The organism is Brevibacillus fluminis (genome assembly GCF_003710825.1).
Classification (GTDB): domain Bacteria; phylum Bacillota; class Bacilli; order Brevibacillales; family Brevibacillaceae; genus Brevibacillus_D; species Brevibacillus_D fluminis.
Genome location: NZ_RHHQ01000018.1, coordinates 121848 through 137056 on the forward strand (window position 1 = coordinate 121848; position 15209 = coordinate 137056).

A 15209-nucleotide genomic window follows, 5' to 3' on the forward strand; every position below is an offset into this window, starting at 1 on the left:
TTCTCTCATTGCTGTACGCTGTGCTTCTCATCCGGCGGACGCTCGATCGCGCCGGTGAAGCCGTTGATATAATCGGTTCTGCCATCATGGATGAAACGCCATACGGGCGCGAGCACCTGAATATCGGCATCGTAGTAATAGCCATAGTAGCCAAGCGTGACATCCTCTATCTTTTCGCCTTGCTTGATAATCTCGTTTTCGACCAGCGACCGGAGTGCGGTATAGGCCGAAATCACCTGCCGTCCCGACCCTTGATTGCGAATATGGACATAGGTTTGCCGATAACGCTTGATGAGATTATCTTCAACCGTGAACTCCAATGGCGCGACAAATAACGGATACTTGCCGTTATACTGCCAGTAAAACAGACGATCCTTGTTGGAAAGGAACCTGTCCGGATGGTAGCTGCTGGCGTAAATGACACGCTGGCCCATCATCTGCAGCCAATCGTCCAGATTCTTCACGTCACTGGCTGAATACGGCTGGTTAAAATAAGAGACAATCGCCGTTTTTTGCAACGTGATCCGCTGGCCCGGCATCATGTTCATCGGTATTTGAAAGCCCTGGTACTCGACATTCAAATACTTCATCTCTGGCGACTCCTGTGGAATCTCGGTCAACAGGGTGATGTTTTGCTGTTTGGCATAAAACTCAATATCGCCCGCCACTCCTTTGGCCGCTTCCGGATTGGCCCACTGCAAGTGGCGTGTCGCCGAAACCTGATACCCGAGGAAGAGATCGAGGACAAGAAAAGCCCAGATCAAAATCGTCTTCGCTCTACTCCAGTCCATGTTCTTTCCCCCCCGCTTTCAGCGAACGGGCGCTGATGACATACTGCCTGCCATCCACCGTCTCTACCACCCATACCGGGTTTAATTCCACATAGCCTTGGAACATCTTGATTTGGTATGCCAGATACGCATTGTTGACCCGCCGCGTATCGATGTCTTTTGTCCGCAAATAACTGAATAGCTCGCTGCCCGACAAAATCGTCCATTCCTGATAATCGATATACTTGTCCAAATCCATCAACGATCGCTTCATGCTGACGACTTGTCCATCTTCAAGCGTGACGTGGATCGCATCGATCTGGTCGCGGTTCATGCCGATCAGCGGATATGCGCCGACAAAGAGCCGAAACGTGATCTCATCGCCCTGCCCGTCGCCATCCTCTATTTTTTCAAACAAATATTCATCAGTCCAGCCCAAATGCTGGTTAATGAACGATACGCTTGCCCGCACCTTCTCCTCTTCGGTGACATCCGATTTGCCTTGCTGGAAAGCCGGATCTGTAAAGGTGATGGATTGCGCACTTTGCCCCATCTGAATGGCCCGACTGCCATCGGTATAAATCGTTGTCCCATCCCGCTCGACAATCTGCCTGACCAATGCGCGGTCCAGGAAGAACGCGTCCATCAGCTCGGTTTCCGTGATCGGCAAGTAATTATAGCGATACTGCCTCATGATCAATGGATCTTTCGGCAAGTAATAGATTTGCCAATACGGATTTGGGCGGTCATACACCGGAACATCCTTGTCCTGCATGGTATTGTCGGCGACGACCTTCAAAATCTGCTCGGGAAGCCGTTTGCCCACGGGCAAATACGACTCCTGCAAATCTTTCACGCTCACGACCGTCCGCGCACGCACGACCTGCTTATCGCGTTTGGACATGAACAGGGCAAACACGACGTCATTATCCTTATCGTAGTACAGCCACAGCCGATCCATCTGCTTGAGTTGATCATACACTTCGCCGCGGAATGTAAACACCTTATTAATGATGGAAATGGGCACGGAATCGCGGTACAAAATCTCCAAGCCGATTCGATTTTGGGTCAAGTCCTCCCACTCCGCCTTCGACAGCGGATGTGGTGTGAAATCATAAAAATACCACTTTGCCATTTCCTTCGTAATAAAGCGGTACCAGTCATTGTTGGCGAGTGCCCGCGTGTGCTTGTTATCACCATAGTGAAAAACAATGGAATCAGGTCGCAGCAGCTCTTCCATTTGTTTTTCTTGGACCTGTTTCGCCTTTGTATAGGTCACCGGCTCGATATATTGGAACTCCGGCTGGTTATTCCACAAGAGGCTGGTTAACACAAAACTGGTGAGGATCAGCAGATTCAGCAGAACGGTCTTCCCTGACTCAAGCCAATTCCTCATCGGCCCTCACCTCGCTTTTCAAACGATATCCAGAAGGTGACGGTCGTCCCTTCGTTCCACTCGCTCTCTATTGCGATTTCACCGCCGTGCGCATGAACCAGCTCACGGGCGATCGCAAGCCCCAAGCCTGTACCGCCCTGGCTGCGCGAACGCGCTTTGTCCACCCGGTAAAATCGCTCAAAAATGCGCTTCAAGTCGCGCTTGGGAATTCCGATTCCGGTATCGCTGATACTGACGTAAATCCGCTTTTGCTGCCAATTCAAGCTCAAGCCGAGCTGAATCGCGCCTCCTTCGGGCGTATACTTGATCGCATTGGAGATCAAATTGTCGAGCACCTGGTTGAGCACGTCGGGATCAGCTAGCACGTGCGGTACTTCCTTTGGTATCTCCAACGCAAAGGAAATTCCCTGCTGCTCGCTCTGCATCGCAAACCGGTCAGCCGCATATTTGAGCAAACGCCCGATGTCGATCTCCTTTTTGTGCAGACGAATCCCTTGCGAGTCGAAGCGCGAGAGCTGCAGCAAATCGTTGACCAGCCGGATCATGCGCTCTGTCTCCGTCATCGTGACGCGGAGGAAACGATTGGACAGCTCAGCATCGTCCACAGCTCCATCGACGAGTGCCTCGACATAGCTTTTAATGGTGGTGAGCGGCGTCCGCAGCTCATGGGAGACGTTGGCGACAAATTCGCGGCGCTGCTGCTCAAGACGCTGCTGCTCGGTGACATCCTGCAGCACCGCGATGATGCCGCCCTTCTTCCCGCTATTTTGCTGCAGCGGAGTAAAGTTTACGCTGAGCATAACGATCTCCCGGTTTGCCAGCATCATTTCAATCAGAAGCGGCTCCTCCGCAAAAAGCGGCATTTCGTCTTCTGGGGGCAGTCGCAATACATCATGCAGCGTTTTGCCTGCCGTTACCACATCGGTCATTTTCGTTTGCAGCATATCTTCGGCAGAAGGGTTCATCAAGATGATCTGCCCGTGTCGGTCGGCGGCGATTACCCCGTCACTCATGTTGCTAAGGATTCCAGCGAGCTTCTCCCGCTCTTCCTCTTGCTGCAAAATCGCCTCACGCAACCGAATCGTCATATGGTTAAAGGCGACACCGAGCTGACCGATTTCATCTCCGCTGTACACCTTCACGGCCCGATCAAAATCACCTTCGGCAACCGCCTTGGCCTGTCTGGTCATTGCCTTCACCGGAGTGGTGATGGTCCGCGCTAACACGACACCAAGGCCAGCCGTAAACAGCAGGGCGATCCCAGTCCCCGTAGCCAAAATGTTGATGATCTTGCGGATGGTCACATACATGCCTTCCATCGATGCGACCATATAGACCGCCCCATAAATGATATTGTCGCCTTTTACCGGTACGGCCAATACTTTGACCCGCTCACCGGTGCGCGGGTCGATACGCAGCGATTCATTGCGCGTCCCCAGCAGCGCGACCGTCACTTCCGACTGGGTCGTGCGCTGGCCGATGATGCTCTTGTCGTTTCGGTTTGTGCTGATCACCTTGCCGTTTTGGTCGATGATTTGCACATCGCCCGTCTTGACCAGGCTGTAGACCAGATTGTCGATTCCTGCTTTGTCTTCCTGCGACTGGTCCTTACCGTCCCGCGCTGCGCGGAAATATCGCTCCACGTTGGCCGCGAGCAGCGTGCCCTGCGTATTCAATGTTTCGGAAAAGTTATTTGTATAGTAGCTTTCGACCTCACGAGCAAAATAAGCGCCGATAAACTGCATCGCCAGCAGAATCAGCAGCATGTACATTACGACGACTTTCCATTGGATGGTTCGAAGAAAGCCAAGCCGCATTTACGCCGTTCCCCCTACGACGGGATTACGCAGTGTATAGCCCAAACCGCGTCGCGTTATAATGTATTTCGGCTGGCTGGGATCATCCTCGATCTTTTCGCGCAGACGTCGAATCGTGACGTCGACGGTACGGACATCACCGTAGTAATCAAAACCCCAAACCGCCTGAAGCAAATGCTCGCGCGTCAGGACCTGGCCCTGGTGCCTCACCAAATACACCAGCAGCTCAAATTCGCGATGCGTCAAATCGAGAATTTCGCCAAGTTTTGCAATCGTATACGAGTGCAGGTCGATTTCAAGCTCATGCACACGCAGCAAATGACTATCACGGTCCGTCTGTTTCGGTTTTTGTCGACGCAGATGCGCCTTCACGCGAGCAACCAGCTCACGCGCGGAAAAAGGCTTCGTCACGTAGTCGTCGGCTCCCAGCTCCAGCCCCAGCACCTTATCCAGCTCCGAATCCTTCGCCGTCAGCATGATGATCGGCATATCGAACGATTGGCGGACGGCACGGCATACATCCATCCCATCGCGTCCTGGCAGCATCACATCGAGCAGGATCAAATCCGGCTTCTCGATTTCCACCAAGCGGACTGCCTCATCGCCATCGTAAGCGCAGACGACTTGGTACCCTTCTTTTTCAAGCGTAAATTTTAAAATATCGGCAATTGGCCGTTCATCATCGACTACCAGGAGTTTCAATCCTTTTCACACTCCTTCTTATGCAACTACGGCTCCGCCAAAAGGAATAGCGCAGCCAATGTATCTACTATCAGTTCCACTTGCAAAAACGCTTTTCCTGCCCAAAACCGCATCCAGAAGCAGGAAAGGGCCATCCTCATTTCTGAGTATGACCCTACCACCTTTTTGTCCGATTCGCAAATTCAGCGAACCCCATTTTGCACTTATTTCAATTAAAAACGCCGTAACGTTTGTGTATTCATGTGTTTGTTTGATCGATTAGCGGCTCAAGTATTTCATCGGGTTTTGCGGCACACCGTTTTTGCGCACCTCGAAATGAAGGTGGACGCCTGTGGAATCACCTGTAGAACCTTTTACACCGATTTCTTTCCCTTGCTCAACAACTTCGCCGACCCTTACTTCGATCTTGCTCAAATGGCCATATAAGGTTTGCAGACCATTACCATGGTCGATCAAAATCATGTTTCCATATCCGCCATGCCAGCCTGCTTCAACCACGCGGCCGTTATCTGCTGCACGGGCGATACCTGATCCTGCGATGTCGATTCCTGCATGCAAGCGTCCCCAGCGCGAACCGAATCCGCTGCTGATATAACCGCCTGCTGGCCAGCTGATGCGCCCTGTCCCGCGTGATGGGATCACCTTGGAACCACGCTCGATGATTTTGGTTACCGGTTGTGCAATTACTTGTTGCGAAAGCATTTCGCGGTCAACCACTTCGCCGTTTTCTCTCGTTACCTGGTATGTGACCTGTTTCTTTCCTTCTTTCCCATCCTGAATGACGTTCGTTTCCCCTTTTGGCACTTTGGCATTCGTGCGGGTCTCCGTTGAATAGTCAATCATTTCATCCTGTTTCACTTCTTCTACAACCTGAACGGTCACTTTTGGGCGGATCGCTGTAACATTGATCTTCTGTCCCAACTGCAGCACGGTATTTTCATTCATGCCGGCATTATTTGCATAAATGTCTTTCGACGTAATTCCATAACGTTTTGCAATGCAAGTGATGCAGTCGCCTTCTCCAACCGTATGGACAACTTGCTGGGCGGTACCTTTGCTCAGCAAAGCTTCAAGCTTGTCCGCAGTCAAGACTTCATCGGCAGGAACTGACTCTTCCTCGGTGCTGATTTCTTCTTTAAATTTCACCTGCTTGATGGCACTGTTTTTTGCTACGCTTTCGAGGGAAGCAGCGGCTACAGCTTTTTTACCGGAGGCGTTCAGTTTCACGCCGGATAGTTTGTCTTTGAGGGTGGTTAAAACGAGTTCAGCTTGCTCCTGGTTTGCCGCATACCCGATTACGTCACCATTGACGATGATCTTGGTTGCTTCCACCTGGATTTTTGCTGTTTGATCTAACGTTTTGAGCGTTGCTTCGTTGTCAAACTGTCCCTTATATAAATTCTCTTCTGTAAAACTTATGTAGTCGGATAGCTTAAGGGTCAATCCGTTATGTTTTTCCTGCTCTTGTTGAAGCTTTTCTTTCTCCCATTGTTGGACCACGTCAGGGCTGCTTACAATGCCCACTTCCTTACCATTCACGGAAACGTGGTAAACCGGAATGACATTCGACTGATAATATGCGCTTGCTGCTGCTCCTCCGACAACCGTGAGCACAAGCCCTGCTGATACGGATAATGCGACTTTTTTGTTGGTAGCTATGTATGTGGATGCAGTCTTTGTAATGGTTTTCGTATGATGATTAATGGAATGAAGCATCGGTTTCGTTCGCTGCTTCAATCGTTCCATCCAGTTGGAAAACGACATTTTACCCCTCCTGTAATAAGATACCCCCATTGTTTTGTGCCTACTAGCTATTTGTATTATGGTACTTTTTTCCTCTTTTGAAATGTCAAACAAATCTGACTATATGCCTAAAGACAACAACTATGTCGAATTTACCACAAAAAAGGTGCCTGCATCAAGTGTAAAATGCTGTCGAATAAGCTCAAAGAATAAGTTTAATAATATGGTCAATAAATAGTCATATTTTTACCCAACAGTTCAACAGGAGGGGTAACTTTGGAGGAACGTAATATTTTGGCTGGTTTTTTTACGGAGGAAGATGCGGAGAAAGCCGCTAAACAGTTAAAGCAAAAGGGGTTTGAAACCGTACAGGTAGATCACATTGGCTTGTTTCCGGGAGATGGAACCGATAAGATTATGAACCCCATTTCCGGGGAAATTCCTAGTCTCGGTTCCCTTACGCTTGCCGGTGATTTTTCTTCAAAAGACGCGAGCATTTTGGCAGCGGCAAATCCGAGCGCGAGTGGAATGGCAGATGGCTCCCATGATGGCGTCGGAAGAACCGTTTTGCTGACCGCAGTCGTACCGGAAGAAAGAGGCGATGAAGCTGTGGCAATTATCCGCGCATGTGGCGGCGAAGTGTAAAAAAGAAGAATGAAAGCCACCTTCTCTGCGAAAAGGAAGGTGGCTATTTTGAATGAGCAATCATATGATAACTAAACCTCTACCATTGAAGTGATATCGCGGAGAGCCAACCGGCGGATCGCTGTTTTCTTTTGCTCTTCTTCTTTTGGTTTGAGAATAAAGCATACATAACCTTTGCTGACGTGTGACATTGTTCCGGAGATTACCAACCCGTTGAACATTTTAACCTCTACTTGTTTGCCTACCAGTGTCATTGCTTTTTGATCGAATCCCATTGATTCAGCACCCCATTCGATTTGATATGGGATACCATATGCCCAGATGGGCGCATCTGGTGTCTGTCCCCTAAACTGCACTTCAGAAAAAAAAGCAACCGCTCGGACTACGAAGCGGTTGCTTTTATTATGAAACGGCACCAATTACACGTAAATGCCGCGCACTACATTTGTTTGTTCACGGTCTGGTCCGACCGAGAAGATGGAAAGCGGAATACCAGTCAATTGAGTAATACGCTCCACGTAATGACGCGCATTCTCTGGCAAATCGTTAATGTTTTTCACGTTCGTGATGTCTTCATGCCAACCTGGCAAATCTTCATAAACAGGTTCACATTGAGCCAGAACCTTCAGGCTTGCCGGGAAGGACTCCAACACTTGACCGTTGTATTTGTAAGCCGTGCAGATACGCAGTGTATCAAGCCCGCTCAGCGTGTCCAGCTTGGTGATCGCCAAACCGGTAATGCCACTGACGCGACGAGCATGGCGAACGACCACGCTGTCAAACCAGCCGATGCGGCGTGGACGACCTGTTGTCGTACCGTATTCCGCACCTACTTCACGGATTTGGTCGCCGACTGCATCATGCAGTTCAGTTGGGAATGGACCGTCGCCTACACGAGTGGTGTACGCTTTTGCTACCCCGATCACTTGATGGATCTTGGATGGACCTACGCCAGAACCGATGGTTACGCCACCGGCAATCGGATTGGACGATGTAACATATGGGTACGTACCTTGGTCGATATCGAGCAGAACGCCTTGCGCGCCTTCAAACAGCACGCGGCTTCCATTGTCGATTTTATCATTCAATACAACAGATGTATCGGTTACATATTGACGAATGATTTCTGCATAGCCCAAGTATTCTTCCAAGACTTCGTTCAAATCAAAGCCTGTAGTGTCATACATTTTTTCAAACAGACGGTTTTTCTCAGCCAAGTTGCGTTCCAGTTTGGCTTTGAACTCTTCTGGGTCGAGCAGGTCAGCGATACGGATACCGATGCGCGCCGCTTTATCCATGTATGCAGGTCCGATCCCTTTGCGAGTCGTACCGATTTTGTTCGAGCCTCTGCTGTCTTCTTCTACGCTGTCCAATTTGATATGGTACGGCATGATGACGTGAGCACGATCGCTGACACGCAGGTTTTTAGTAGAGACACCAAAGCCATGGAGGTACTCCAATTCGGTTACAAATGCTTTTGGATCGATAACCATACCATTACCGATCACACAAATTTTGTCTTTATAAAAGATACCGGACGGAATTAAGTGAAGCTTGTATTTCTGCCCACCAAAAATAATGGTATGCCCAGCATTGTTACCACCTTGGTAACGCGCTACAACCTCAGCGCTTTCCGCCAGATAATCCGTAATCTTACCTTTACCTTCATCGCCCCATTGGGTTCCGACGACAACAACTGTTGACATCGACAAACACCTCCTGATCCTAGTTTCCTAGTCATATTTCTTATCTAGGCAAACAAACAATCTTAGTTTACTAAACCAGTTCCACGATGTCAACGAAAAAACCGAACAATAAAAATACACTTCTGCATTAAGGTTCGGAATATAAACAAAAAAAAGAAGAAACGCCTGATTGCGGCATTTCTTCTCGTAAAAGCATGTATTTAGCTGGCATGATCGCGATAGCGGTGGTCGAGGCTGACGAACTTGTTAAACTCTTTCAAAAAGGCCAACTCTACCGTACCGGTCGGGCCGTTACGTTGCTTAGCGATAATGACCTCGATGATATTTTTGCTTTCCGATTCTCTGTCATAGTAGTCGTCACGGTACAAGAACGCAACGATATCCGCATCCTGCTCGATCGAACCGGATTCACGGATGTCAGACATCATCGGACGCTTGTCCTGCCGCTGCTCTACCGAACGGCTCAGCTGGGACAAAGCGATGACGGGAACGTTTAGCTCACGCGCGATCGCTTTCAACGTTCGGGAAATCTCGGAAACTTCCTGTTGCCGGTTGTCCCCTTTCCCACGCCCTTGGATCAGCTGCAAGTAATCGATCAAAATCATCCCCAAGCCGCGCTCGGTCTGCAATCTCCGGCATTTTGCCCGAATGTCCTGAACCGTTACCCCAGGGGTATCGTCAATGTAGACCGGCGCTTTGGCAAGTGTCCCGATCGCCATCGTCAGCTTTTGCCAGTCATCTTCCTCCAGATTCCCTGTCCGCATCTTGGACGCATCCAGGTTCCCTTCGGCGCACAGCATACGCTGAACCAGCTGGGAGGCACCCATCTCCAACGAAAAGATCGCAACCGTCTCATTCGCACGAGCCGCGATATTTTGCGCCACATTGAGGGCAAAAGCCGTTTTCCCTACGGATGGACGGGCGGCCAGGATAATCAGGTCAGAACGTTGGAAGCCTGCAGTCATTCTGTCCAAATCCGGGTAACCGGAAGGAATTCCGGTGATATCGCCTTTTCGTTGGCTCATAAACTCGATGCGCTCATACGTCTCGAGCAAAACGTCCCGAATCGGTGCAAAACCGCCACTATTGCGGTTTTGCGCAATTTCCATGATGTATTTTTCGGCATCCGCAATGATTTCCGTTACCTCATCATCGCGGCCATAACCGTCATTCGCAATTTTCGTCGCCGTATGAATCAATCGCCGCAGGAGCGACTTTTCTTCGACAATCTTGGCGTAATACTCGATATTCGCTGCGGTCGGCACCGACCCGGACAAACTTGTCAGATACGCGACGCCGCCAACTTCATCAAGCAACTTACTATCCTGCAGATCGGCAGTCACTGTCACTAGGTCGACAGGCTCTCCTTTTTCATACAGGTCCAGCATCGTTTGAAAAATTCGTTGGTGTGAAGGCTTGTAAAAGTCTTCCGGCCGCAGCAACTCGATAGCCGTGATGAGAGCTTCCTTCGCCAAGAAAACGGCACCTAAAACGGATTGCTCAGCTTCTGTGTTTTGCGGTGGCACTCGGTCCAAAAACAGGTCGCTCACGTCACACCCCTCATTCGTATCAATTATTCTTCAACTACATGGACTTTCAAAACACCCGACACATCGTGATACAGCTTCGCTTTGACCTCTGTAACGCCAAGGGCGCGGATCGAATCCATATCCAGCTTGCGTTTGTCCAGCTTGATAGAGAACTGATTTTCCAATGCTTCTGTCACTTGCTTGCTAGAAATCGCACCGAACAAACGGCCGCCTTCTCCTGCTTTCGCCTTGATCTTAACAGTCAATTCGTTAAGTTTCAATGCCAATTCCTGTGCATCCTGTTTTTCGCGCTCTTTACGCTTTTCCTCGCTCTTATGTTGCGCTTCCAGCGTTTTCATGTTGCCTTCTGTCGCTTCCTTGGCAAGGCCTTTTGGAAAGAGGAAGTTACGTGCATACCCCTCGGAAATTTCTTTCAGCTCGCCTTTTTTGCCTTGACCCTTCACATCTTTTAAGAAAATGACTTTCATGGCAAAAGACCTCCTTTATCATAGCGCGTCAATGACTTCTTTTAACCGTCTGACCGCTTCGTTCAGACTGATACCCTCAATCTGTGTCGCTGCCCCAGTCAGATGTCCTCCGCCGCCAAGCTGCTCCATGATCGACTGGACGTTGATGTCGCCCAGGGATCGGGCGCTGATCATGACGGTATCATCGGACCGTTTTGCGACGACAAATGCCGCTTGAATCCCGGATAGCGTAAGCAGTACTTCCGCCGCTTGTGCGACCTGCACCTGCGTGTAGCTCTCCTGAGGATTGCCGACAGCGATCGCCATATTTGTATGGTAAATTTCCGTATTCATCACGATTCGAGCCCGTTTGACAAAGTTGCTCAAATCCTCTTTGAGATAGCGCTGCACCGTAGCGGTATCCGCACCATTTCGACGAAGGAAGGAAGCAGCCTCAAATGTACGCGATCCTGTGCGGAAAGCAAAGCTCTTCGTATCGACAACAATCCCTGCCAAAAGCGCAGTCGCGATCAGCGAGTCGATATTGATCCGGTCGCTTTGGTACTGCAGCAGCTCGGTGACGAGCTCTGCAGTGGAGGATGCGTACGGCTCGAGATAGATCAGTACTGGATCTTCAATGAATTCCTCTGAGCGACGATGGTGGTCAATGACCACAATCCGGCTTGTTTCATACAACAAACGCGGCTCGATCACGAGCGATGGACGATGCGTGTCAACCACGACGAGCAAGGTGCGCCCTGTGATCAAACGCAAAGCCTGCTCAGGGGTGATAAAGCTTTCAGCAAGCTCAGGGCTGCCGTTAATCTCCTTCATCAATCGCTCAATGGAAGGATTAATTTCATCAAGCACGACGTAAGCGGGTTTATTATGCACCTGGACCGTCTTCAACACGCCCAAGGACGCGCCAATCGAGTCCATATCGGATTGCTTGTGTCCCATCACGATGACTTGTTCTGCTTCGTGAATCAAATCACGCAGTGCGTGGGCGATAACCCTTGCCCGAACGCGGGTGCGCTTTTCGACAGCATTTGACTTACCGCCGTAGAAAGTGATTTTGTTTCCTGACTTCACCGCAGCCTGATCGCCGCCGCGGCCAAGCGCGATATCGAGGCTGGACTGAGCAATTTGACCTAGCTCCATATGAGAGGTAACACCGGCACCGATCCCGATGCTGAGCGTGATCGGAATCTTGTTGTCAGCCGTCATCTCCCGCACGACGTCGAGAATATCAAATCGGGTCTCCTCCAGCTTATCCAACGTTTGGCGGTCCATCATGGCTAAGAACTTATCGGCAGTCACCCTCCGCAAATAAACGCCGTGCTTTGTAGCCCATTCGTTGATGACGCCGGAGACGCTTGTCGAAAGAAGCGTGCGGCTCTGATCGTCCATGACCTGTGCCAACTCATCCAGGTTGTCCAGATGAATGATGCCAAGCACAGTCTTTTCTCGCTGGTAACGGCCTTGAAGCTCTTTTTGTTCGCTGATGTCGCGGAAATAGAGCAAGCGCTCCTCCGAACGAACGAGCACTTCGTATACGTGATCATTAAATGAAAATTCAATTCGTTTTTGATCCGGTTTCAAGACCAGTCCAGGCAGAACGTCAGCCAGGTTTTTCCCAATCAAGGACTCTTCGTCCGCGATGACCTGCATCAGAGGATTGGTCCACTCAATCGTTTTTTCTTCATTAAAGAGAACGATCCCGATCGGCATTTCCTGAATGACGCCGTCTCCCGCTTTTTTCACACGGTGGGAGATGGTTGCCAAATAAAGGCGCAAATCTTGTTGAAACCCTTTTTCCGCCTGCAATGCGAATAAAATAAGCCCGATCAGGCAAACGATGCCGATAGCCCCATACATCCAATGAAACAGTGTCAAAATCGCTAACAGCAGCAAGCAAAAGCTGAGAGCTAAAACCATATGCAGCCCATACCAACGCTTCAATAGAAACTTGGGCATTCCTTCAGCCCCTCTTCACTTTCTCTTTTCCATTCTCTTTCGCAATCCGACCCCTAAATCCAAAATACCGAGTAAGCTAAGTATATAAGTTAGTAATGGAAAAATAAATAGAACGACTACAAGCACTGGAGAGAGTTTTTTCCACCCTTTGCGGTACAGGATGTAAAAACAGAACGACAGCCCTTGCAGCATAAACACCATATCCAGCATCACCTTGACGTTGTTCAAGGCACTCGACAGAAAGTTTTTCTCGGTCGCGTTACCAAACATCAAGAGTAGGAGCAAAGCCCCAAAATAGTAATAGATGAGCGAACGGGGAAAATTCCATTCCCGAACAGGCAGCAACCGAGGTAACGGCCGCTTGAGTAGATTGGAGATGAGTCTTGCGAACCAGTGAACAACCGTACTCATGATAAAGCTGGTGGCCACGATGATCGATGGAAGCACCAATTCAAACAGCCTCAGCTGCATGTCGATCTCGCTTTTCCACTCTTCCTTGGTCAGCCATCCTGGTGTCGGCAGCGAACCTGGACCGCTGATCAGCTGTTCCGTTGTCCGTTCCATCCCGGTGACGAGATCAACCCCGAACACATACTTGGTGAGCGCAAGCCCGAGAACGAGTGATACAAATGATGCTCCCGCACCGATGACGATCGCTGCAAGCGCCGACCGTCGCCGTTGGTACGCCCTACCCATGATGCCACCTATGAAACCAAACATGATAGCCATCAAACTACCGCCAAGCCCGGCAAAAAAATAGCTGACGATCGCGAACAGCAGGATAAACAAGAGCAGCTCTCGTCCGGTACTTCGCGATGCCAGCAAAACAAATGGTACTGGCACAAGCAAAAAGGCAAACATTCCCAAAATCGTATGTACGCTAATAAACAACAAGACCAGTGCAACGACCAGCAGGATTACGCTTTCTACAATTGGTTTATTGCGAGTAGACATTGACCGCTACTCCTCCCGAACGTGGTAAACAAATTTTTCTCCAAATATCCCGTTTCATTGTACTGGGCATTACATAATTTTAGCATCTCTCGACAAAAAAGCAAACTGCCGCCCCTGGCGATGACTCCCTAACAAAATGCTCCTCCGACGATTTTATGGATTAACAGCTACATTTCTATGCTGAGTTTTTTCCTTATTAATGAAAGGAATGAATCCTTCTTTTTTCAGATACAGTAAGAAAACCTCTACCGAGGATTTCTCAGAGATGAGCGACCGCTTATAAATTCTTTCATGTAAAAAAAGGCAGGCAGGGAATCCCTGCGCTGCCTTCGAGCAATCGTATTAGCAACGATTATTCTGCTGTATATGGTAACAATGCTACCTGACGGGAACGCTTGATCGCGATTGTCAGGGCACGTTGATACTTCGCAGAAGTACCAGTTACACGACGTGGCAAAATTTTACCACGCTCACTGACGAACTTTTTCAAGAGATCGATATCTTTGTAGTCGATTTTCTTGATTTTGTTAACAGTGAAGTAACAAACTTTACGACGTTTATTCGGACGTCCTTTGCGTGCCATGTAAGTCCCTCCTTTGCAGGAATGTGAAAGTTATCTTACGTTTTAGAACGGCAAGTCATCATCAGAAATGTTGATCGGCTTGCCAGCATCGGCGAACGGATCACCAAACGGGTCATAGTCATTACCTTTAGCAGGCGGTTTTGCTCCGCCGCCTCCGCCCCCGCCAAAAGCAGGGTCAAAACCGGAGCCTTCATTGCCAGATCGCGCGCCCAAGAATTGGACATTCTCCGCTACAACTTCAGTTACATATACTTTTTTGCCTTCTTTGTTGTCATAAGATCTGGTCTGCAAACGACCTTCTACGGCAGCTTGTCTTCCTTTGCGCAAATAAGATGCACACAGGTCGGCCAGTTTTTGCCAAACAACAATATTAATGAAGTCAGTCTCGCGTTCTCCCGCTTGGTTTGCACGTGGGCGGCTGACGGCCAATGTAAAGGTTGCAACAGCTACACCGTTAGGAGTATAACGCAGTTCTGGATCTTTTGTCAGGTTACCGATAAGAATGACTCGATTCACCGCGGGTCCCTCTCTCCCTCAAAACGACGAATTACTGATCTTCACGAATGAAGAGAAAACGAATTACGTCGTCATTGATTTTCATCAAACGCTCTGCTTCAGCAACAGCGTCAGCGTTCGATTTGAAGTTCATCAAAACGTAGAAGCCTTCACGGAACTTCTTGATTTCATACGCAAGACGACGTTTGCCCATTTCTTGAAGCTTGGTGATTTCACCACCGAAGTTAGTAACGACATCGCTATAACGCGCAACGTTCGCTTTAACTTTCTCTTCTTCAAGGTCTGGACGCAACACGTACATTACCTCGTATTGGCGCATCCTTGTTCACCTCCTTTTGGACTAAACGGCCCTGTTCGGGCAAGGAGCGAGTGCTGAAACGCATAAACTATGCACCCCAAAAAAT

The 15209-nt window shown here is 49.4% G+C and carries 15 protein-coding genes; 1 reads left to right on the top strand and 14 read right to left on the bottom strand.

The window, feature by feature from the left end; translation table 11 throughout:
• Positions 1-5: 5 nt before the first annotated feature.
• From EDM56_RS22330 to EDM56_RS22350, 5 genes are all read right to left on the bottom strand, one after another.
• Entirely contained in the window at positions 6-791 is a 786-nt protein-coding gene (locus EDM56_RS22330) for a two-component system regulatory protein YycI (RefSeq protein ID WP_122920138.1), read from the bottom strand.
• Positions 778-2166 carry a YycH family regulatory protein gene (locus tag EDM56_RS22335; protein WP_122920139.1) on the bottom strand — a complete coding sequence of 463 codons (1389 nt, stop codon included), beginning with the start codon at positions 2164-2166 and terminating at the stop codon, positions 778-780. The genes EDM56_RS22330 and EDM56_RS22335 overlap by 14 nt, the downstream gene beginning before the upstream one ends.
• Positions 2163-3983 carry a cell wall metabolism sensor histidine kinase WalK gene (gene walK, locus EDM56_RS22340; protein ID WP_122920140.1) on the bottom strand — a complete coding sequence of 607 codons (1821 nt, stop codon included), beginning with the start codon at positions 3981-3983 and terminating at the stop codon, positions 2163-2165. The genes EDM56_RS22335 and walK overlap by 4 nt, the downstream gene beginning before the upstream one ends.
• Positions 3984-4685 (bottom strand): response regulator YycF, encoded by a 702-nt coding sequence (yycF, locus tag EDM56_RS22345; RefSeq protein ID WP_122920141.1) that lies wholly within the window; start codon positions 4683-4685, stop codon positions 3984-3986.
• A 258-nt stretch (positions 4686-4943) separates the two neighbouring features.
• On the bottom strand, positions 4944-6449 hold the full coding sequence (locus EDM56_RS22350; protein WP_122920142.1) for a M23 family metallopeptidase: 1506 nt from the start codon (positions 6447-6449) through the stop codon (positions 4944-4946).
• Between the two features lie 255 nt (positions 6450-6704).
• Here EDM56_RS22350 and EDM56_RS22355 point away from each other — a divergent pair, with 255 nt between their 5' ends.
• Positions 6705-7073, top strand: coding sequence for a hypothetical protein (locus EDM56_RS22355; protein WP_122920143.1), 369 nt, complete (start codon positions 6705-6707; stop codon positions 7071-7073).
• Between the two features lie 71 nt (positions 7074-7144).
• On the opposite strand, the gene EDM56_RS22360 is transcribed toward EDM56_RS22355, so the two are convergent.
• From EDM56_RS22360 to rpsF, 9 genes are all read right to left on the bottom strand, one after another.
• On the bottom strand, positions 7145-7348 hold the full coding sequence (locus EDM56_RS22360; RefSeq protein WP_122920144.1) for a hypothetical protein: 204 nt from the start codon (positions 7346-7348) through the stop codon (positions 7145-7147).
• A gap of 144 nt (positions 7349-7492) precedes the next feature.
• Positions 7493-8779 (bottom strand): adenylosuccinate synthase, encoded by a 1287-nt coding sequence (locus EDM56_RS22365; RefSeq protein ID WP_122920145.1) that lies wholly within the window; start codon positions 8777-8779, stop codon positions 7493-7495.
• 200 nt (positions 8780-8979) lie between these two features.
• A complete protein-coding gene (dnaB, locus tag EDM56_RS22370; RefSeq protein ID WP_122920146.1) occupies positions 8980-10329 on the bottom strand; it encodes a replicative DNA helicase in 1350 nt (449 codons plus the stop codon).
• Between the two features lie 23 nt (positions 10330-10352).
• The gene (gene rplI, locus EDM56_RS22375) at positions 10353-10796 is read right to left on the bottom strand and encodes a 50S ribosomal protein L9 (RefSeq protein WP_122920147.1); all 444 of its coding nucleotides are present in this window, start codon (positions 10794-10796) and stop codon (positions 10353-10355) included.
• Between the two features lie 18 nt (positions 10797-10814).
• On the bottom strand, positions 10815-12752 hold the full coding sequence (locus tag EDM56_RS22380) for a DHH family phosphoesterase (protein ID WP_122920148.1): 1938 nt from the start codon (positions 12750-12752) through the stop codon (positions 10815-10817).
• A 15-nt stretch (positions 12753-12767) separates the two neighbouring features.
• Positions 12768-13706, bottom strand: a complete 939-nt coding sequence (locus EDM56_RS22385; RefSeq protein WP_122920149.1) for a DUF2232 domain-containing protein — start codon at positions 13704-13706, stop codon at positions 12768-12770.
• A 352-nt stretch (positions 13707-14058) separates the two neighbouring features.
• Entirely contained in the window at positions 14059-14289 is a 231-nt protein-coding gene (gene rpsR / locus EDM56_RS22390) for a 30S ribosomal protein S18 (RefSeq protein WP_122920150.1), read from the bottom strand.
• 42 nt (positions 14290-14331) lie between these two features.
• Positions 14332-14805: a single-stranded DNA-binding protein gene (locus EDM56_RS22395; protein ID WP_122920151.1), complete on the bottom strand. Its 474-nt coding sequence runs from the start codon at positions 14803-14805 to the stop codon at positions 14332-14334.
• Positions 14806-14836: 31 nt separating this feature from the next.
• Positions 14837-15124 (bottom strand): 30S ribosomal protein S6, encoded by a 288-nt coding sequence (rpsF, locus tag EDM56_RS22400; RefSeq protein ID WP_122920152.1) that lies wholly within the window; start codon positions 15122-15124, stop codon positions 14837-14839.
• Positions 15125-15209 lie beyond the last annotated feature (85 nt).

What these genes read in the sequence shown, in the direction of transcription:
- EDM56_RS22330 (WP_122920138.1), bottom strand. Translation starts at nt 791, where the DNA reads ATGGACTGGAGTAGAGCGAAGACGATTTTGATCTGGGCTTTTCTTGTC.
- EDM56_RS22335 (WP_122920139.1), bottom strand. Translation starts at nt 2,166, where the DNA reads ATGAGGAATTGGCTTGAGTCAGGGAAGACCGTTCTGCTGAATCTGCTG.
- walK (WP_122920140.1), bottom strand. Translation starts at nt 3,983, where the DNA reads ATGCGGCTTGGCTTTCTTCGAACCATCCAATGGAAAGTCGTCGTAATG.
- EDM56_RS22350 (WP_122920142.1), bottom strand. Translation starts at nt 6,449, where the DNA reads ATGTCGTTTTCCAACTGGATGGAACGATTGAAGCAGCGAACGAAACCG.
- EDM56_RS22360 (WP_122920144.1), bottom strand. Translation starts at nt 7,348, where the DNA reads ATGGGATTCGATCAAAAAGCAATGACACTGGTAGGCAAACAAGTAGAG.
- EDM56_RS22365 (WP_122920145.1), bottom strand. Translation starts at nt 8,779, where the DNA reads ATGTCAACAGTTGTTGTCGTCGGAACCCAATGGGGCGATGAAGGTAAA.
- rplI (WP_122920147.1), bottom strand. Translation starts at nt 10,796, where the DNA reads ATGAAAGTCATTTTCTTAAAAGATGTGAAGGGTCAAGGCAAAAAAGGC.
- EDM56_RS22380 (WP_122920148.1), bottom strand. Translation starts at nt 12,752, where the DNA reads ATGCCCAAGTTTCTATTGAAGCGTTGGTATGGGCTGCATATGGTTTTA.
- EDM56_RS22385 (WP_122920149.1), bottom strand. Translation starts at nt 13,706, where the DNA reads ATGTCTACTCGCAATAAACCAATTGTAGAAAGCGTAATCCTGCTGGTC.
- rpsR (WP_122920150.1), bottom strand. Translation starts at nt 14,289, where the DNA reads ATGGCACGCAAAGGACGTCCGAATAAACGTCGTAAAGTTTGTTACTTC.
- rpsF (WP_122920152.1), bottom strand. Translation starts at nt 15,124, where the DNA reads ATGCGCCAATACGAGGTAATGTACGTGTTGCGTCCAGACCTTGAAGAA.